An 18,464-nucleotide genomic window follows, 5' to 3' on the forward strand; every position below is an offset into this window, starting at 1 on the left:
TGACGACAGGAGTTGACGATGGGCCTCAGCACTTCCCTGAACACCGCGGTCTCCGGCCTCAACGCCACGCAGATCGGCATCGGCGTCGTTTCGCAGAACGTCTCCAATGCCGGTACGGCGGGCTATGTCCGTCGCCAGGTCTCGACCACGGACACGCTGGCCGGCAACACGGTCAGCACCGGCAGCACCGCGGTTCAGCGCCTGCTCGACGTGATCGTCCAGCGCCAGCTCTGGCAGGAGACCTCCGGCGCCGCCTATACCTCGACGCGCTCCGATGCGCTGTCGAACCTCGATCAGCTCTTCGGCGCGCCAGGCAGCACGACGGCGCTGGATTCGATCTACAGCAATTTCACCAGTTCATTGCAGGCCCTGCAGAACGATCCGTCGTCCTACAGCCTGCGCACCGCTGTTCTCGACTCCGCCTCGCAGCTCGCGAACCAACTGAACACGCTCTCCGACGGCGTGCAGAACCTGCGGGCGCAGGCTGAATCCGGGATCGCCGACGGGGTCACCAAGGTCAATGCGCTGCTGAACTCTCTGACCTCGGTCAATGCCAGCATCGTCGGCAAGCCGAATGACAGCGCCACGGCCGATCTCAAGGACCAGCGCGACCGGATCGTCGCCGAGCTTTCTCAGTATGTGGACATCAGGACCACCGAAGACGCGCAGGGTTCGCTGAGCGTTTCGACCAGCTCGGGCACGCAGCTTTTCGATGGCCGGCCTACCGCGACCTTCTCCTTCGACGAGCATTCGACGTTGGGGGCGGGATCGCAGTGGAGCACGGACCCGACCAAGCGCGGCGTCGGCACCATCACGATGACCGACAGCTCCGGCAATGCGCGGGATGCGATCGCCAATGGCACGTTCCGCTCCGGCGAGATCGCGGCCAATATCGAATTGCGCGACAAGACGCTGGTCCAGGCCCAGGCGCAGCTCGACGAGATCGCCGCGCAGATGTCGAGCGCGCTGTCGGACCGCGAGGTCAAGGGCACGGCCGCGAGCTCGGGCGCCGCGACTGGCTTCGACGTCGATCTCACCGGCCTGCAGGCGGGCAATACGGTCACGCTCGATTATCAGATCCCGCCGAGCACGAAGACGCAGCGCTTCACCTTCGTGCGGGTCGACTCGGCCGCTTCGCTGCCCCTGCCGGCCTCCGCCGGCGGGGACGCCAATAACCGCGTCGTCGGCATCGATTTCTCCGGCGGCACCGCCTCCGTAGCGGCCCAGATCCAGGCCGCGGTCGGCACGAATTTCACGGTTTCGGGCGCGGGCTCGACACTCACCATCCTCGATGACGGTGCTGCGGGCACGCGCGACGTCCTCGGCGTGACCGCGCGGCCGACCAATTCGGTGCTGTCCTCGGCGGGCGGCGCAGCGGAACTGCCCTTCTTCGTCGATGGCGGGCGCAGCAACGCCGCCTATACCGGCTCCTATGAGAACGGCTCCCAGCTCGTCGGCTATGCCGGCCGGATCATCGTCAATCCCGGGTTGATCGCCAACCGCGCCAACCTCGTCACCTATGACACTACGACCGCGGCAGGTGACGCGACGCGGCCCAAGCTGATGCTGGAGCGACTGACGCAGAGCCAGCGCGCCTTCACCAATGCGACGGGCTTCGACGGCTCGACCGCGACCAGCAGCCAGAGCATCTCCTCCTTCGTCCAGCGCGTGGTCAGCTCTACGGGCCAGGCGGCGGAGGCGGCTAGCCGTCTCGATCAGGGGCAGCAGGTGGCGCTGGCCTCGGTGCAGAGCCGCTTCCAGGCCACTTCCCAGGTCAGTGTCGACCAGGAGATGTCGACGCTGATCGAACTCCAGACCGCTTACGCCGCCAATGCGCGCATCATCTCGACCATCAAGGAGATGATGGACGTTCTGCTGAGAGTGTAAGGACGCAACCGATGACCATCACCTCATATGGCACAGGCGCCTATCGCTCGGCCAAGCCGAATGAATTCGTCTCGACCCGCGGCCAGCTCGACGATCTGCAGCGCCAGCTCACGACGCAGAAGCGCAGCGAGACCTATGGCGATCTCGGCATCGCGCGCGGCACCAGCCTCGATCTCAACGCCAAGGTTTCGTCGATCGATTCCTGGCTGTCTGGCATCCAGCTCGCCGACGTCAATCTCAACCTCTCGACGCAGGCCGTCGAGAATTTCGCGACGATGACGAGCGAGACCCGGAACGACATGCGCTCGAACAGCTATGTCGCGAGCGCCAGCGGCCGCTCGGCGCCGCAGGTCCTGGCCGAGGAAAAGTTCAAGCAGACGCTCGACCTGCTCAACACCAATGTGAACGGGCGCTATCTGTTCTCAGGCCGGACCTCGGATGTTCAGCCGACGGTGAGCTATTCCGAGATGATGGATGGCGACGGGGCAGGGCGCGCCGGGCTGAAGCAGCTGGTTTCGGAGCGCAAGGCGGCCGATCTCGGCACAGCCGGCCTCGGACGGCTGACGGCGGCGGGCGCTGGCACGACGGCGACGATCGCCGAGGAGATTCCGGCCCAGCCCTATGGCTTCAAGCTTGCCGGCGCTTCGACGGATTCGGCTGGGCTGGTGCCGACCTATACGGCCGGCCCACCGGCCGATATCTCAGTCAACGTCGCCAGCCAGCCTGTTGCGGGCGAGAGCCTGCATATCAAGCTCAACCTGCCCGACGGTACGCAGCAGGACGTGGTCCTGACGGCGCGAGCCACGGGAACGACCGGCAATGCCAGCGAGAGCTTCGAGATCGGCGTTGACGCCAATGCAACCGCGGCCAATCTGCGCGCTTCGATCAGCGCCGCGCTGGGCACGCAAGCCGCGACGACATTGTCGGCGGCCTCCACGATGGTCGCGGCCAAGAACTTCTTCGACGGCAGCGTGACCAACCCGCCATTGCGCGTGCCGGGCCCGCCCTTCGACACCGCGACCGGCGCTCCGGCGCCCGGGACCGCTGCGAACACCGTGATCTGGTATCAGGGCGATGACGGCACGGACCCTGCCCGCAGCACCGCGACGGTGCAGGTCGACAAGAACCAGGTCGTGGGCACCGGCGCGCGCGCCAATGAGGAGGCTTTCCGGGTCGGCCTTGCCCAGTTTGCGGCGCTTGCGATCGAGACCTTTCCCGCGACCGACACCAATTCGCAGGCGCGCTATGCGGCACTGACCGAGCGGGTCAGCGATAAGCTCGGCTTCGGCGGCAGCGTGCAGAAACCGGCCGAGATCATCACCGAGTTCGGCTCGGCGCAGACCGCCCTGGCGGCGGCGAAGGATCGCAACGAGAGCACGAAGAACTACCTGACGACGGCGGTTCAGGGCGTCGAGAACGTCACCACCGAAGAGGTCGCCACGCAGATCCTGGCGCTGCAGAACCAGTTGCAGGCGAGCTATCAGGTAACCTCGATTCTGTCGAAGCTCTCGCTGACGAATTATCTGACGTAGAGAATGTACGCGCGGAACCACGCCGTCATTCTCGGGCTTGCGCCCTGAGAATCGCGTGACCAGCGCGCTCCGGTTAACGAGATGGTTGGGGCAAGCCCACGACTGTTCGGTTCGCCGCGAGCGCCCGATCGAAAAGCTCCATTCCTCGCAGGCTTTCCAGCGGGCGGTGACGAATGAGACAGGCGCGGGGAACCCCTCTCCCGCATCGAAGTCGGGTCTACCCGACTTCGACACTCCAAGTGCTGAACCCGGTTATACCTGGGTTCAGTGAGAGGGGCAGGGGTGAGGGTGTGCCCTTTCAGTAGAAGGCGCTGCGGCTCCGTTGCGCCCCAACAATTTGCGGCAGGCCCTTATCCCTGCCCTTCTCCCATACGGGAGAAGAGTTCCCCGCGCTCTTCATCCGACACCTCGCTTCATCTCGCCCGCGAGGGGAGAGCCGTGCATGATCCGCTCAGGGGCCGAAACCCCAACCGGACACCAGTGGGTCAAGCCCGACCACCTCGTGCTGCGGATCCTGGGCCTCCGCGGAGTTTATCCTTGGGCCGATCGAAGATCTGACCCGAGGGCTCCGCTCAGGCTAACGGCGGGGTTCCGAGCATGAACAGCATGCTCCAGGGAGCCGTGGCGCCAAACGAAACAGGCGTCGCCTTTGCGGGCGACGCCTGTTTCGTTTTCAGCGACGAAGACCTGAGGAGCCGCTTCAGCGGCCGCGCAGGCCTGCGGCGATGTCGCGATTGATGTTGACCAGCACGCCGAGTGCTTCGGGCGCAGGTTGGGCGGCAATGCGGAAGGTCTGGTTGAAGATGAAATTCGCCAGGCCAAGGATGTTCCGCTTGATGCCGACGGGCAGCGGATTGTCCTCGGCGATCACGGCCGAGACCAGCAGGGTCCAGAGCTTGCGGTTATATTGTAGAGCGTCGTCGAGATCACCCGCACGTTCTGTCCAGTCATCGGCGATCGACTGGAGCCGCATGGCGGCCTTGATCAGCAGGGAGGCTTCGAGTTCGCGAGGGGAGACAGCGGCTTGGGCCGTCTTGGCGGCAGAGGCGTACGCGTTAAACCCGTGTTGCATTCTCGATGAGTTCCGCTTCGTAGGCGATCAGCTTTTTCGCTGCCTTCAGGGCTTTGTACAGGTCACCGCTTAAGATGCAGTTATTGATCTCGTGAATATACGACAGAGAACTCGGCGCCGCCTGGACGAACTCACGCACCAGCTCGAAATAAGTCTGGTGTCCATGCGTCGGATCCTGCGCCAGATACATGAGCTGGAGCGCGAGATAGATCTTCTTGGCCGGGCTGTCGGCATTGGCCGCCGTCAGGATGTCCTTTTCGCGCAGGATCGGCGCATCGCCCTCGATGAAGAAGCGCGTGCGCTGCTCGTCGTTGCGGATCACCACCTGGCCGATGATGATGCGCTCATTGGGCTTGAGTTCGACCTTGAGGGCCATAGCTGTCCTGCCATCTGGCTGCGAGAAGGGCGGTCGGGCGGCCGGACTCTTACTGGAAGAGCCGCAGCACGCCCTGGTCGGCCTGGTTGGCGAGCGAGAGCGCCGTCTGCGAGAGCTGCTGGCGCGTGTTGAGTGCAAGCAGGCTGGCGCCTTCCGCGTTCGAGTCGGCCGCGACGAGGTTGTCGGCGCCGGTCGTCAGCACGTTGGAGAGTTCCTTGGTGAAGTCCTGCCGGGTCTGCGCGACCGAGAGGTTCGAGCCCAGCGTCGAGGAGAGCGACTTCAGCGAGGTCAGCGAACTCGTCAGCGCCGCCGTGGCCTTGTCGAGATCGGCGTCGTTTTGGAAGTTGAAGAAGCCGGCGAGCTGTGTATTGACCGCTTGGGAAATGCCGAGATTGTCGGCGGTCAGGGTCGAGCCCTGGATGTCGAGCTTGGTCTGGTTGGTGCCGGTTTTCTCGTTGAAGACGACGGAGAGACGGTCGCCCTGCAGCAGGTTGATGCCGTTGAAGCTCGAATCCTTGGCGAGTTGGTCAATCTGGGCGCGCAGGTCATTAAACTGCTGGATCAGGTTGGAGCGGACAGCCGATGTCACGTTCGACGAAGTCAGGCTAGAGGTGCCGACGACCGCATCACCAGCGCTGAAGCCGAGCGCTGCGTTGTCGTTGGTGGCTGCGCCGGCTGCATCGCTGATGGCGGTGGGGCCATCCACCGCGGACGAAGCGAAGCCGAAGCCGACGGTTTCGGAGCCGGTGCCCTTGACGTTGAGCTGACCCTTCTCGTCGACGAAAGCGGTGGCAATGCCCGACTTGTTGATCTCGTTGACGACGTCGCGAACGGTGGCGTTGGCGCTGCTGAACGAGGCGGTATAGGTTGTGCTGCCGGCTGTGATCGAAAGCCCGAGGAAGGTCTGCGTGTTGATGATGCCGAGGTCGCCCGAAGAGGAGGCGGTTGCGGGCGTTACGAGGGCGTCAGCTCCAACGATCGACTTGTCGAGCGCGATGTCCTTCAGGCTTTTACTGGTCACTGCGGCTTCGGCGGCAGTGGCGAGTGCCGTGCCGGCCTTGGTCGGGCGGTTCTGAGCCGCGTCGGCCTGGGCCTGCTTCACCGTCGACTGGAGTGATTGTACCAGCTTGGTGATGCCGTCGATGCCCTTTGAGGCGGACTGAATTGTCTGGATGCCGTTCGAGATGCCGTCGAGCAGGCCGGTGAGCTGGTTCGAGCGATCGTTCAGGGATGCCGAGGTGAAGAAGTTCACCGGGTTGTCGATGGCCGAATTGACCTTCTTGCCGGTGGCAAGGCGGTTCTGGATGACGTTCTGCTGGGCCGTGGTCTGCTGCAAGGTCAGCAGGTTGTTGCGAACGCCGCTTGAAAGAATTGGTCCGGCCATCTTCGGTCCCCTGAAACGCGAATCCGCGCTCGTTCGGTTTGATCTGGGCCGATAATTCCTTGTTAAGGATAAAAAAGGGTTAACACCCGAGCGCCTGCGAAGGCGGTTGCGCTGGAGCATGCTGTTCGCGCCCGGAAACACCGCGTCATCCCGGACGGAGCGAAGCGCAGATCGGGGATCCATCGTAAAGCTCTGGAGCCCTCCGATGGATTCCGGATCTGCGCCGCTGACGAGGCTTGTCCGGAATGACGGTGTGTCTCCGCGCCAAGACAACACGCCTTGATACGCGAATGCGAAAAGGCGGCGAAGCTTGCGCTCCGCCGCCTTTTGTCTTCGGCCCACATTCTGTGGGCAAGCCCGCTTCTGCGGACGAAGGATCAGAACAGACGCAGGATGGCCTGGTCGGACTGGTTGGAGAGCGACAGCGCCGTCTGCGAGAGCTGCTGACGGGTCTGCAAGGCCAGCAGGTTGGCGGCTTCCTGGTTGCCGTCGGCGGCGACGAGGTTGTCGGCACCCTGCGACAGCACGCTCGACAGATCCTTGGTGAAGTCCTGGCGAGTCTGCGCGACCGAGAGGTTCGCGCCGAGCGAGGAGGAGATCGACTTCAGTGAGGTCAGGGCGCCGGTCAGCGACTTCGTGGCGTCTTCCAGATCAGCGTCGTTCTGGAAGTTGCTGAAGCCGGCAAGCTGCGTATTGGTCGCCTGGTTGATGCCGAGGTTGTCGGCGCTCAGCGTCGAACCCTGGATGTCCAGCTTCGACTGGTTCTTTCCGGTCTTTTCGTTGAACTGGATCGAGACCTTGTCGCCCTGCAGCAGGTTGACGCCATTATAGCCCGAATCCTTGGCGAGTTCGTCGATCTGCGTGCGCAGGTCGTTGTACTGCTGGATCAGGTTGGAGCGGACAGCCGAGGTGATACCCGACGAGGTGACACCAGTGGTGCGGTCGGCGGCGATAAGGCCGAAGTTCGCGTTTGCGCCGCCCGTCTGAGCGTCGGTGATCGCGCCGGGACCGGCAGCGGCGGCGCCGATACCGACCTGAAGCGTATCCGAGCCGGTGCCCTTGACGTTGAGCTGACCCTTCTCGTCGACGAACGCCGTGGCAACGCCAGACTTGTTGATCTCGTTGACAAGGTCACGGACCGTCGCGCCGGCTGATGAGAAGGATGCTTCGTAAGTCGTCGAACCGGCGACGATCGAAAGGCCGATATTGACGCTGGCGGTAGCAATGCCAACGTTACCGGAGGTCGAGGCAGTCGCCGTATTGTTGGTGCCGAGGGCGTCGTCGTCGTTCAGCTTCTTGTCGAGCGCGATATCCTTCAGGCTCTTGCTGGTCAAAGCCGCTTCTGCGGCTGTGGCGAGCGCTGTGCCGGCCTTGGTCGGGCGGTTCTGAGCCGCGTCGGCCTGGGCCTGCTTCACCGTCGACTGGAGCGAAGACACCAGCTTGGTGATGGCGTCGATGCCCTTGGAGGCAGACTGAATGGTCTGGATGCCGTTCGAGATGCCGTCGAGCAGGCCGGTGAGCTGGCTCGAACGCTCGTTCAACGACTGGGCGGTGAAATAGTTCACCGGGCTGTCGATGGCCGAGTTGACCTTCTTGCCGGTGGCAAGGCGGTTCTGGATCGCGGTGGCCTGCGACTGAACGGAGGAGAGGGAGGAGACGGCGCTGCGAACGCCGGCGGAAAGTGTAACGGCCATAATCGTAAACCCTTCTGGGATGGTGCCTTCTGGCGTCGTGGCCGTCCTGGCCATGACCCGGCGACATTTGGTCGCCAGCCCGTAACAAGAGGTAAATTTCGGAGGTTCAATTGCGCCGATGCGGCGCTGAGCCGGAACGTGGTTAAGCTGCTCTTAAATTAGGCAGAGGCTTTGGCCCGTGACGCCCTGGAGCGGCCAGCGTAAACGAAAACCGCCCGCTTGGAGGCGGGCGGTTCAAATCAGGCTCGTTTCTGGCGGTTTGGTCAGGCGGTGCGTTCGACAGAGTGCGCCGCGGTCTCGTTGGCCGCGCGGGCAAGGTCGGCGAGCTGGCGATTATAGATGCGCAGCTTCAGCGTCGCCTCGTCGGGCACTTGCTCCGTCGTCTCGCCCGTCTGCATGTCCTTCTTCTGCAGGACGAGGCTGCGCGTCAGCGGCTCGATATAGAGGCGGCTCTTGATCAAGTCTTGCGGAGCCTGCTCGCTTTGGCGGCTGGCCGCGCTGCGGTCGGCGCTGGTCTGGGCTCTGCGATCCTGCGTGCGGATCTCAACCCTGACGGCCTCGCCCGCCGACTGGACTGTCTGCTCCGGCGGCAGCTCGACCGTGACGCTGCCTTTGGCCGCGACGACGTCGGAGCGCGGAATGATGTTGACGCCGGCTACTCCCGTTACCCTCGGTGCGTTGCCAAGATCCATAGCTTCACTCCTTCTGGAGCATATCACGGCGCCGATGCGCCGCGTTCCATAGCAAGTCTGGCGTGGGCATGCCGCGCCAGCTGCGCAATATTGCAGCTAAGCTTGAATCTGACGTTAGGGAATTAGGTAAATATTGATGGTTTACGTGGCAGCGGCTTCAGAGCCGCCGCGAAACCACCAAAGGCCCGGCATTGGGGCGCGCGAAGACTCCGGCACCGACTGTGGAGGCGGGGCCGTAGCCGGCGACGCGCGAGGGCTTGCCGGCATCCGTCGCGAGATCGCGGACGATCGATTCCGAGACCGCGCGGGCCGTGGCCAGGACGAGCTGGTTGGTGTCGATCAGCGTCTGGAAGCCGATATGGGCGAGCTTGAGCCGCGTGACCTGGTCGGGGGCGAAGCGCGCCAGCGCGACCGCGTTGAGCTTCACCTGCTCGACGCCGCGCATATAGATGCCGGCGAGCTCGGCCTTGCGCGGCTCGCGCGTCATCGCCTCGGGCAGGCGTCCGGCGCGGACGAGTTCGGTTTCCTCGCCGACGAGATGGGACAGGGCGCTGAGCGCCTCGAGCACCGCCTCGATCAGCGCGCGGGCTTCGAGGGGGCTGGCGATGCGCGGACGCTCGTCAAGGATGCGCTTAGCCACTGACATGCGTCGCTCCGCTGCTCTGTGTGCTGCTCTGCTCTTGGACCTTGAGCAGGTCGCGCATGATCTGGTCGGAGAGGCCGACGCCGCCGGCCTTCTGCAGCTGCTTGGCGTATTGCTGGCTCAGCATCGACTTGTAGATGCCGCCGCCGGTGCCGTTCTGGCCCAGCGGACCCTCGGTGCCCTCGGGGGTGGCGAGGAGGCGCTCGGTCGCCTGTTCCAAGAAGACGGTCTCGAAGTCGTCGGCCTGCTTCTTGGCTTTGACCTTGGCGGGATCGAGCGCGTTCTTGACGCTGTCGAGAACGCTGCCGGCCGTGTTCAGAGCCAGCTTGGCGGCGGGGATTGCAAGAGCAGCAGTCATCACATCACCTCGATTTCTGCCTGGAGGGCGCCGGCCGTCTTGATGGCCTGGAGAATGGAGATCAGGTCGCGCGGGCCGATGCCGAGCGCGTTGAGGCCATCGACGAGCTCGGCCAGCGTCACGCTCTCGCGGACGAGCGCCAGCTTGTTGCCGCCTTCGGTGTCGACCTTGACGTTGGAACGCGGCACCACCGTGGTCTCGCCGCGGCTGAGCGGGGCGGGCTGGCTGACCTGCGGCGCCTCGCTGATCGTGACCGTCAGGTTGCCCTGCGCCACGGCGACGGTGGAGACGCGGACATCCTTGCCCATCACGATGATGCCGGAGCGCTCGTCGATGACGATGCGGGCGAGCTGGTCGGGCTCGATCTTGAGCTGCTCGATATCGGTGAGCATCCGGATCATGTTGCCTTGGAAGCGCGGCGGGATCTGGAGCACGATGGTCGAGGGGTCGGTCGGCTCGGCCGCATCGCCGCCGAGGAAGTCGTTGATGGCGGCGGCCACCCGGCGCGCCGTCGTCAGATCGGGATTGCGCAGCGAGAGCCGCAGCGTCTTGAGCTTGTTCAGCGCGAAGTCGATCTCGCGCTCGACCAGGCCGCCATTGGCGATGCGCCCGACTGTCGGCACGCCGCGGGTGATCTTGCTGGCCTCGCCCTCGGCCGAGAAGCCGGCGATCGCGACCGGCCCCTGCGAGACCGCATAGACCTCGCCATCGGCGCCAAGCAGCGGCGTCGCCAGCAGCGTGCCGCCCTGCAGCGACTTGGCGTCGCCCAGCGCCGAAACCGTGATGTCGAGCCGCGTGCCTTGCGTGGCGAAGGGCGGCAGGTTGGCGGTCACCATCACGGCGGCGACGTTGGCGGTGCGCATATTGGCGCCGCGCGTGTTGACGCCGAGCCGCTCCAGCATCGCGGTGAGCGACTGCTTGGTGAAGGGGGCGTTGTTCAGCGTATCGCCGGTGCCGTTGAGGCCGACGACGATGCCGTAGCCCAGGATCTGGTTGGTGCGGACGCCCTCGACCGAGGCGAGGTCCTTGATGCGGGAGAGCGCCTGCGCCGGCCCGGCCGCCATGACGAGGCCGAGCGCGAGCAGGGCCGCGACGGGTGTCAGCAGGGTGTGGAGGGTTGGCAGGCGAAACATGAATGCACCGGCAAGAGGACAGGGATGGTGCTGATGCCCTGCGATCCCCGTGCCAGTTGGGTCCAAATCGAAAGCCATTGTTTATCAATGTTTTGGGAATTGGTGGCATGGTCGGGGGCGGCGCATCCTTGCCGCCTTTCCTGCCGGCCCGGCAGTTTCTGCCGGGTGATTTACCGATTGTTAACCACGCAACGCCCTAGTCTTCTGGCACCATTTTGCGAGGCCGCCATGATCCGGATCGACCAGCGCGCGCCCGTCACCAATGCCGGCTCGGCCAATACCGCCCGGCGCAGTGGGGGGACGGCGTTCACGCTTCCAACCAAGGAAACCGCGACCTCGGCGCGCGGACAGGCCGTGAACTCGACCAGCGGGCTCGAGACCCTCATCGCCGTACAGGCCTATGAAGAGCCCTTGGAACGCAAGAAGCGCCAGGCCAAGCGCGGGCATGACCTGCTCGACGGGCTCGACAAGCTGAAGGCGGCGCTGCTCTCGGGCCGCGTCCAGATCTCCGAGCTCGAGAATTTGAAGACGATGCTCTCGCTGCGGCGCGAGACGACCGACGATCCGCGCCTCGACGACGTGCTGGCGCATATCGAGTTGCGGGCGGCTGTGGAGCTGGCCAAGCTCGGACGGTAGAGCATTGCGCGAAAAAACGGGTACCGGTTTTTCGCGCAATGCTCTGATCTAACGGGACAAGTGCGCGGTCGGCAGGGGATGCTGCGCGACGCGGTTGATCTCATCGGGGCGAAAGCTCTTCAGTTTCCCAAGAAACTCACGGATGTCAGCGTCGCCATAAGCTCGGTGGCTGACCGCAAAGAGAATCACGCCATTCCTGCCATCCGCGCTCTTGCGGGGTGCGTAGCGATAAGCGTTCCATTCGGCGATCGCGACGCCGTGTGAATCTTTGGCGCTTATGATGAAGTCGAGTAGCGCCTCGCCGGTCTGCCGGCTCTGGATGATCGCAAGATTCAGGAGCGGATCCTTGCCTTTGCGTTGGTTTAGGCTCCGCACCTGGGCTGCAAGCGCGGTCGCCACGTCGGTGCCGGATTCAATCACCTCTATCACCAGCATGGTTCGATAGCTGCTCGAGGTTTGTCCCGTCGGGAGATACTAATGTTTGTAGTAGGTGGCGGTGGGATGCGAGCTCCAGGCGAGCATATAGGCGGCGCCACTGAGGTTCAGCGGACCAGGAATGCCGAGGCGGTCGATCGCCTCGGCGGCATCGGCGACGGACACAAGGCCGAGTAAGGCCAGCATGGCAGCTGCCGCACGCCGCGTCGGAAATCGCTGGAGAAGATGAAGGGGTGGCGGCGACATGGAGGGCCCCCTGTTCACAAGGACAATGCGGTCCTCAGCGGATGAACTGATCCGCGTAATCTGCTCCAAGCCCGTTGCTCGCATAATGCGCCCGGCACTTGTCGAGGCGGGTGAAGACGTCGTCATAGCCGAGGCATTTGCCGTCGGGATCGACATAGATCATCGCGCCATTGACCTGGAACATGGTGATCATCTCCTCGGTCTCCGGGTCGACCACTAGCGTGTGGGTCTCGCCCGGCGCCTCATAGACATAGGCGCCTTCGGTCGCGACCCAGTCATGTTCGAGATAGCGCCACTGGCCTTTCAGCACATAGCCATGCACCGGCTGGGGGTGGCGGTGGCGCGAGAGCACGCCGGAGCGGCGCACGCGCAGCAGGTTCATCCAGTAGCCGCGCGTCACGCTAAGGCAGAGCGGCCGGAACCAGACATTGTCGTCGACCGGCACCCAGACGCGTTCATCGCTGGGAATGACGTTCGGCACGATCAGCTCGGGCGGGGAATCCTTCGGCTGGGGATGGCGATAGGGTGTCCAGCGCTCGGCGTCCGAGGCGATGACGGGGATGGGGCTGACCTTGTTCATGGCGTCTCTCCGGTTCTGACATCCTGATTCAAGTCGTTGCCAACCTGATTCCGCAAAGTCCGGCATCTCATTGCGCCGGTTGGTGTTTCTGACGTCGCGCTGCGCCTGCGTTCAAACCGCGAGATAGCCGCCATCGACAGGCAGGATCGAGCCCGTGACGAAGGCCTCCGCATCCGAGAGCAGGAAGGCGATCGCGCCGCCGACATCGCCGGGCTCGCCCCAGCGGCCCATCGGCGTGCGCGCCAGGATCGGCGCCGAGCGGGCGGCGTCCTCGACCAGCGGTTTCGTCAGCTCGGTCGCGATCCAGCCCGGGGCGACCGCGTTGACGCGAATGCCCTCAGTCGCCCAGGCCGCCGCCAACGATTTGGTGAGCTGGCCGATAGCGCCCTTGGAGGCGGAGTAACCCGGCGCATAAGCCGAGCCGTGGAAGGTCAGCATCGAGGCGATGTTGACGATCGCGCCGCCCGCCTTGCCTTGCGCCTTCGCCGCCAGCCTGTCCTTCGCCGCAAGGCACATCCGCATGGTGCCATTGAGGTTGACCTCGATGGTCATGCGGAAGGCGTCGATCTCGAACTCCTTGCCGTTGCGCTGGATCATGCCGGCGCAGTTCACCAGCGCGTCGAGACGCGGGCACAAGGCCATGATGTTTGCGACCTGCGCGTCGCTGGTGACGTCGAGCTGCGCGTGGCGGATCGCGAGGTGGGGCGAGGCGACCGCAACCTCCTCCGCGGTCAGTCCTGTGGCGAGAACCTCGTAGCCGGCCCGGGCGAGGGCGAGCGCGGCTCCCGCGCCGATGCCGCGCGCGCCGCCGGTAACGAGGGCGAATTTGGCAGATGAGTTATCCATGGCGGCAAGCTAAAGCGGCCGACGCAAAGGGGGAAGGCTGGGAAAGGCAGGGCAGGGGCTCGTCAATCGAGCAGGGTCTTGTCAATCGAGCGGGTCTTATCAATCGAGAGTGTATTTCAGGCGCAGCATGGCGGTGCCGCGCGTCTCGAAATCGCTCGCGACGAGCGGCATCTGCCGGGCCAGCGCTACGTCGAGGGAGGCCTCCCAGGGCAGGTCGGCCAGGGCGGCGAGATTGGCCGAGAGCTTGACTTCCGGCACGAGGGAGGAATGCGGGCCGTCGCCGGGAGCGAAGACATAATTGCCCCCCATGCTCAATTGCGAGGTCATGGTCAGATGCTCGAAGAGCTGGTGGCGGTAGCCGACGAGCAGATTGGCGTTCTGCTCGGGATTGCCGAGGACGCCGCTGCCGCCGCCCGTCGAGATCGTCCAGATGAAGCCGGGGCCGGCATTGGCGATCGGGCGGGCGAGCCGCCAGTCGATGCGGGCGTCGCGACCTCGCTCATCTCCACCAGGCGCGGTGAGCCTGGTGGAGACCGAGAAGATATCGGCGCCGAGCTTGAAGCCGACCGAGCGTTCCGGCAGCGCGCCTGCCATGGTGCTGCGGGCGGCAAAGCCCTTGCGAATGATATCGACGGGAATCGGCGCGCGAGCCTGGCCATGGGCGTTCGATGCGGCGATCTGCGCCGCGAGCCCGGTCAGATCGGGTTCGAGGAGGGCGGCTTTGGCGTCACTGGCGCTGTCCTGCTTGCCCTGGCCGAGCGCGTCTCCGGGCGCTTCGAAATCGAGCGCCGGCTTGGGGATCGGGATACGAGGGCTGTAGGGCAGGCCGTCCTGGGCCCGCGCGGCGCCTGCGATGATGAGCGCGGCCCCCGCGATACCGGCGTGCATCCAGGAGGACGGATCAAGGCGAATTCTGCGGCGGTGATGCATGGTGGTCGCCCCTGCGCGATGACGATCAGCAGGCGATGCTAGAACGGGACCGTGCAGTTTTTGCGGCGGTGCAACATCGCCTTCGAGACATTCGCCCAAAAGCCGTGCTTCCCCCTTGCCCCCGAACCCGCTAGGAAGCGCGCAGCCGCCTGCCGCGTGCTTGCTGCAGGCCGGAATCGTTCCAGTCTGGCCAGCATCAGGGGTCGAAATCACATGAGCAAGATCAAGGTCGCCAACCCGGTCGTCGATATGGACGGCGATGAGATGACCCGCATCATCTGGCAGAAGATCAAGGAGACCTTGATCTTCCCCTATCTCGACCTCGAGCTGGATTATTACGATCTCTCGGTCGAGAACCGCGACGCCACCGACGACCAGGTCACGATCGACGCCGCCAACGCCACCAAGAAGCATGGCGTCGCGGTGAAATGCGCGACGATCACGCCCGATGAAGGCCGCGTGAAGGAATTCAACCTGAAGTCGATGTGGAAGTCGCCCAACGGCACGATCCGCAACATCCTCGGCGGCGTGATCTTCCGCGAGCCGATCATCTGCAAGAACGTGCCGCGCCTCGTGCCGGGCTGGACCCAGCCGATCGTCATCGGCCGCCACGCCTATGGCGACCAGTACCGCGCCACCGATTTCAAGTTCCCCGGCAAGGGCACGCTGTCGATCAAGTTCGTCGGCGAGGACGGTGCCGTGATCGAGAAGGAGGTCTTCAAGGCTCCCGACGCCGGCGTCGCCATGGCGATGTACAACCTCGACGACTCGATCCGGGATTTCGCCCGCGCTTCGCTGAATTACGGCCTGATCCGCAAATACCCGGTCTATCTCTCGACCAAGAACACCATCCTCAAGACCTATGATGGGCGCTTCAAGGACATCTTCGAGGAGATCTACCAGGCCGAGTTCAAGACCGAGTTCGACAAGCTCGGCATCACCTATGAGCACCGCCTGATCGACGACATGGTCGCCTCCGCGATGAAGTGGTCGGGCGGTTATGTCTGGGCCTGCAAGAACTACGATGGCGACGTGCAGTCCGATACCGTCGCGCAGGGCTTCGGCTCGCTCGGCCTGATGACCTCGGTGCTGATGACGCCGGACGGCAAGACCGTCGAGGCCGAGGCCGCCCACGGCACGGTGACGCGCCACTATCGCGAGCACCAGAAGGGCAAGGAGACCTCGACGAACTCGATCGCCTCGATCTTCGCCTGGACCCGCGGCCTCAGCCACCGCGCCAAGCTCGACGGCAATGCCGAGCTCGCCAAGTTCGCGGCGCTGCTGGAGAAGGTCACTGTCGACACGGTCGAGGCCGGCGACATGACCAAGGACCTGGCGCTGCTGGTCGGCGCGGAGCAGAAGTGGCTCTCGACCACCGGCTTCCTCGACAAGGTCAGCGACAACCTGCGCAAGGCGATGGCCGCCTGAGGCAGACGCCAGCGCGACTTGTCGCCGCTTTCAAGCCCGGCCAGATTGGCCGGGCTTTTTCGTGGGGACCACACATCATGGCCAAGACACAGCCTGTGACCGGTGGCTGCCAATGTGGCGCCGTGCGCTATCGGCTCGAACAGCCGCCGTCCCGGATTTCGATCTGCTTTTGCCGGATGTGCCAGAAGGCTGTCGGCGGCTATTTCGGCGCTTTCGCCGGCTCGGCGCTCGATGATCTCGTCTGGACCAAGGGGCAGCCCAGCATCTTCGCGTCCTCCGAGGCGGCAGAGCGCGGCTTCTGCTCGGCCTGCGGCACGCCCTTGAGCTTCAGCTATCGCGGCAGCGGTCGGATTTCGGTCACGGCCGGCAGTCTCGATGATCCGGCGAACCATCCGCCGACCCTGGCCCATGGCGTCGAGGGCCGCATGCCCTGGTTCGACGATCTCTGCCGGCTGTCCGGCACCAGCACGCAGGGCGATATCCCGCCGGGCGAGATCGCCCGATACCGTTCGCGCCAGCATCCTGACCACGAACTCTGAGCGAGGGCCTGGGCTTGGAAGCTTGTACCGACGGCCTTTGAGACCGAGTTATGGCTGAGGTTGCGTCGTCATTCCGGGGCGATCCGAAGGATCGAGCCCGGAATCCAGAACCGATGCCGCTGCTTGAGAAGGTGCGGGGCGCCGGCTCGCTTCACGACGACCCGCATCGGTTCTGGGTTCCGGGCTCAGGCCTGCGGCCTGCCCCGGAATGACGGCGGAGAACAACGCCATCGCTTAGCGCCGAAGGCCGTCAGTATTATTCGACCGTGATCTCCTGGCGCGCCAGGATGCGATGTCCGGCCAGCGGCGCGTGCATGACATAGCGCAATTCGTAGGTGCCCGGCGTCTCGGGAGCCTCCAATGTCGCCTCGATGTTTTCCGCCGGGAAGAATGAGGGACCTGCAGCGTCTGCGGCGGCGTCCTTCGGCGCGATGACGACGCGATCCTGCTCGCCATTGGGGCCGATGCCACGCACGGGCAGGCCATTGCCGCGCGCGACGCGAGAGGGTGCGGAGAGCGTCGCGCTGGCCGGCGTCGTGACGAGGGGCTGGCGTAGCAGGATGATCGGCGCGCCGTCGCGATCCTGGGTCAAGCGCAATTCGTAGGCGCCCGCATCGCCGGGCGTCTGAAGGCTTGCGGAGGGCCGGCCGGACAATTCAACGACGATGATGGCGCGCGTCGCGGCGTCGTCTGGCCGTGCGATGGCGAGCCTTGCCTTGTCGGGAGCGTTGTTGATGACGACGCCAAGCATCGAGCCCGCCATGATCGTGCGCGACGCCGACAGGCCAGGACCCGGCCGGGCTGGGCCGGATTGGGCGAGGGAGAGCGCCGGAGCGAGCAGCATCATGAGCCCGCTTGTGATCTGCCGCAGCCTGGTCATGAGCCTGATCATATCTGGGCCAGTGTCCTGATATGCTCGGCAAGTTTGGGATGGCGCATCGTCAAGGCGTGGAAATCGATCGGATCGAGCACCAGGAGCTTCGACGGCGCCGTCGCGACCGCGGCGTTCGGGCAGGGTGAGTGGCTCGCGATGGCCATGTCGCCGAACCTCAACTCTCCGAAGAAATGGCCTTCGTCCAGCCGCCTTTTGCCCTCCGGCAGCAGAATCTCGACCTCGCCGCTGGCGATGAAATAGAGCGCCCGGCCGGGCTCACCTTCATGCATGACCACCGCCCCGTTCTTGACGGTCTGGGCGCGCAGGAACTGCATGACCTCGGCGATCTCGGCCGCGTCGAGGCCGCCGAATAGCGGGACGCGCGCGATCATGCTCCAGGTCACGACGAATTCGCGCCGGTGGATCTCCTGCGCGAAAGCGGTCGCCACGATGCCGACCGGCAGCGCCAGCATGATGAGACCGAGCACGGCCGTCACCGCGGCGACCGCCTTGCCTGCCGCGGTGACAGGGTAGACGTCGCCATAGCCGACCGTGGTCAATGTGATGATCGCCCACCACATCGCGTCGGGTATCGTGCCGAACTTCTCGGCTTGTGCTTCATGCTCGACGATATGCATGGCGCTGGCCGCCATCAGCATCACGCCCATCAGGATGACGAAGCAGGCGAAAAGCGCCTTGCGCTCTGCGGTGAGCGCGGCCGAGAGCGAGGCCATGCCGGGGGAATAGCGCCCGAGCTTGAAGAAGCGCAACAGCCGGAGCAGCAGCAGAACCTTGAGTTCGCCGAAGCCCATGAGCCCGAACAGGAGCGGCAGGGTCGCCAGCAGATCGATCACCGCCGGCACGGAGGCGGCATAGGCAAGGCGCGCGCGCGTCGGGCTCAGCCCCCGGTAACGCGCATGCTCCGGCGCGGTCCAGAGCCGGATTGCGTATTCGAGTGCGAAGATGAGGAGCGAGACGAACTCGAAGGCCTGGAAGCCGGCGCCGAACCGGGCCGCGATCGAGGGCACCGATTCCAGGACGATCGCCACGACATTGGCGCAGATCAGCACCACCAGGCCGCGATGGAGCACGGTGGCGACGAGATCGTCGCCGGCGCCATGGTCGATCCACAGGTGAATTTGCCGCCGCCAGGTCGGTAACGACGCGGCGGCGGTCATG

At 64.8% G+C, this 18,464-nt stretch carries 20 protein-coding genes; 5 read left to right on the forward strand and 15 right to left on the reverse strand.

All coding sequences use genetic code 11. The features are described from left to right. Positions 1–18: 18 nt before the first annotated feature. Both flgK and ACSQ3P_RS00650 read left to right on the forward strand, forming a co-directional pair. Positions 19–1,887 carry a flagellar hook-associated protein FlgK gene (gene flgK / locus ACSQ3P_RS00645; RefSeq protein ID WP_436163783.1) on the forward strand — a complete coding sequence of 623 codons (1,869 nt, stop codon included), beginning with the start codon at positions 19–21 and terminating at the stop codon, positions 1,885–1,887. Positions 1,888–1,898: 11 nt separating this feature from the next. After that, on the forward strand, positions 1,899–3,419 hold the full coding sequence (locus tag ACSQ3P_RS00650) for a hypothetical protein (protein WP_436163784.1): 1,521 nt from the start codon (positions 1,899–1,901) through the stop codon (positions 3,417–3,419). Between the two features lie 700 nt (positions 3,420–4,119). Here ACSQ3P_RS00650 and flaF read toward each other — a convergent pair. The 8 genes from flaF to ACSQ3P_RS00690 all read right to left on the reverse strand — a co-directional run bounded on the left by flaF (position 4,120) and on the right by ACSQ3P_RS00690 (position 10,771). Beyond that, positions 4,120–4,491, reverse strand: a complete 372-nt coding sequence (flaF, locus tag ACSQ3P_RS00655) for a flagellar biosynthesis regulator FlaF (RefSeq protein ID WP_436163785.1) — start codon at positions 4,489–4,491, stop codon at positions 4,120–4,122. After that, a complete protein-coding gene (flbT, locus tag ACSQ3P_RS00660; protein ID WP_436163786.1) occupies positions 4,475–4,867 on the reverse strand; it encodes a flagellar biosynthesis repressor FlbT in 393 nt (130 codons plus the stop codon). Before flbT ends, flaF begins: the two co-directional genes overlap by 17 nt. A gap of 49 nt (positions 4,868–4,916) precedes the next feature. Next, positions 4,917–6,251, reverse strand: coding sequence for a flagellin (locus ACSQ3P_RS00665; RefSeq protein WP_436163787.1), 1,335 nt, complete (start codon positions 6,249–6,251; stop codon positions 4,917–4,919). Positions 6,252–6,628: 377 nt separating this feature from the next. Next, complete coding sequence (locus ACSQ3P_RS00670; RefSeq protein WP_436163788.1) at positions 6,629–7,945, reverse strand: flagellin; 1,317 nt, start codon at positions 7,943–7,945, stop codon at positions 6,629–6,631. A 263-nt stretch (positions 7,946–8,208) separates the two neighbouring features. Beyond that, complete coding sequence (locus ACSQ3P_RS00675) at positions 8,209–8,637, reverse strand: hypothetical protein (RefSeq protein WP_436163789.1); 429 nt, start codon at positions 8,635–8,637, stop codon at positions 8,209–8,211. Between the two features lie 157 nt (positions 8,638–8,794). Beyond that, the gene (locus ACSQ3P_RS00680; protein WP_436163790.1) at positions 8,795–9,283 is read right to left on the reverse strand and encodes a hypothetical protein; all 489 of its coding nucleotides are present in this window, start codon (positions 9,281–9,283) and stop codon (positions 8,795–8,797) included. Then, positions 9,270–9,638 carry a rod-binding protein gene (locus ACSQ3P_RS00685; protein ID WP_436163791.1) on the reverse strand — a complete coding sequence of 123 codons (369 nt, stop codon included), beginning with the start codon at positions 9,636–9,638 and terminating at the stop codon, positions 9,270–9,272. The genes ACSQ3P_RS00680 and ACSQ3P_RS00685 overlap by 14 nt, the downstream gene beginning before the upstream one ends. Then, on the reverse strand, positions 9,638–10,771 hold the full coding sequence (locus ACSQ3P_RS00690; RefSeq protein WP_436163792.1) for a flagellar basal body P-ring protein FlgI: 1,134 nt from the start codon (positions 10,769–10,771) through the stop codon (positions 9,638–9,640). Before ACSQ3P_RS00690 ends, ACSQ3P_RS00685 begins: the two co-directional genes overlap by 1 nt. Before the next feature lie 228 nt (positions 10,772–10,999). Between ACSQ3P_RS00690 and ACSQ3P_RS00695 the strand changes: the two genes are divergently transcribed. Beyond that, positions 11,000–11,407, forward strand: coding sequence for a flagellar assembly protein FliX (locus ACSQ3P_RS00695; protein ID WP_436163793.1), 408 nt, complete (start codon positions 11,000–11,002; stop codon positions 11,405–11,407). Positions 11,408–11,455: 48 nt separating this feature from the next. Here ACSQ3P_RS00695 and ACSQ3P_RS00700 read toward each other — a convergent pair whose 3' ends face one another. The 5 genes from ACSQ3P_RS00700 to ACSQ3P_RS00720 all read right to left on the reverse strand — a co-directional run bounded on the left by ACSQ3P_RS00700 (position 11,456) and on the right by ACSQ3P_RS00720 (position 14,444). Further along, positions 11,456–11,842: a hypothetical protein gene (locus ACSQ3P_RS00700; protein WP_436163794.1), complete on the reverse strand. Its 387-nt coding sequence runs from the start codon at positions 11,840–11,842 to the stop codon at positions 11,456–11,458. 39 nt (positions 11,843–11,881) lie between these two features. After that, positions 11,882–12,028: a hypothetical protein gene (locus tag ACSQ3P_RS00705; protein ID WP_436163795.1), complete on the reverse strand. Its 147-nt coding sequence runs from the start codon at positions 12,026–12,028 to the stop codon at positions 11,882–11,884. A gap of 94 nt (positions 12,029–12,122) precedes the next feature. After that, complete coding sequence (locus ACSQ3P_RS00710) at positions 12,123–12,668, reverse strand: 2,4'-dihydroxyacetophenone dioxygenase family protein (RefSeq protein WP_092173484.1); 546 nt, start codon at positions 12,666–12,668, stop codon at positions 12,123–12,125. 111 nt (positions 12,669–12,779) lie between these two features. Next, the gene (locus ACSQ3P_RS00715; protein WP_436163796.1) at positions 12,780–13,514 is read right to left on the reverse strand and encodes an SDR family NAD(P)-dependent oxidoreductase; all 735 of its coding nucleotides are present in this window, start codon (positions 13,512–13,514) and stop codon (positions 12,780–12,782) included. 99 nt (positions 13,515–13,613) lie between these two features. Continuing rightward, a complete protein-coding gene (locus ACSQ3P_RS00720; protein ID WP_436163797.1) occupies positions 13,614–14,444 on the reverse strand; it encodes a hypothetical protein in 831 nt (276 codons plus the stop codon). A 213-nt stretch (positions 14,445–14,657) separates the two neighbouring features. Here ACSQ3P_RS00720 and ACSQ3P_RS00725 point away from each other — a divergent pair, with 213 nt between their 5' ends. Next, entirely contained in the window at positions 14,658–15,872 is a 1,215-nt protein-coding gene (locus ACSQ3P_RS00725) for an NADP-dependent isocitrate dehydrogenase (RefSeq protein WP_436163798.1), read from the forward strand. A 77-nt stretch (positions 15,873–15,949) separates the two neighbouring features. Next, a complete protein-coding gene (locus tag ACSQ3P_RS00730; RefSeq protein WP_436163799.1) occupies positions 15,950–16,411 on the forward strand; it encodes a GFA family protein in 462 nt (153 codons plus the stop codon). A gap of 256 nt (positions 16,412–16,667) precedes the next feature. On the opposite strand, the gene ACSQ3P_RS00735 is transcribed toward ACSQ3P_RS00730, so the two are convergent. Both ACSQ3P_RS00735 and ACSQ3P_RS00740 read right to left on the reverse strand, forming a co-directional pair. Next, positions 16,668–17,291, reverse strand: coding sequence for a hypothetical protein (locus ACSQ3P_RS00735; protein ID WP_436163800.1), 624 nt, complete (start codon positions 17,289–17,291; stop codon positions 16,668–16,670). An 8-nt stretch (positions 17,292–17,299) separates the two neighbouring features. After that, positions 17,300–18,463 (reverse strand): ion transporter, encoded by a 1,164-nt coding sequence (locus ACSQ3P_RS00740; protein ID WP_436163801.1) that lies wholly within the window; start codon positions 18,461–18,463, stop codon positions 17,300–17,302. Position 18,464 lies beyond the last annotated feature (1 nt).

It is taken from the genome of Allobosea sp. LjRoot9, from assembly GCF_964252745.1.
In the GTDB taxonomy this organism is placed as follows: domain Bacteria; phylum Pseudomonadota; class Alphaproteobacteria; order Rhizobiales; family Beijerinckiaceae; genus Allobosea.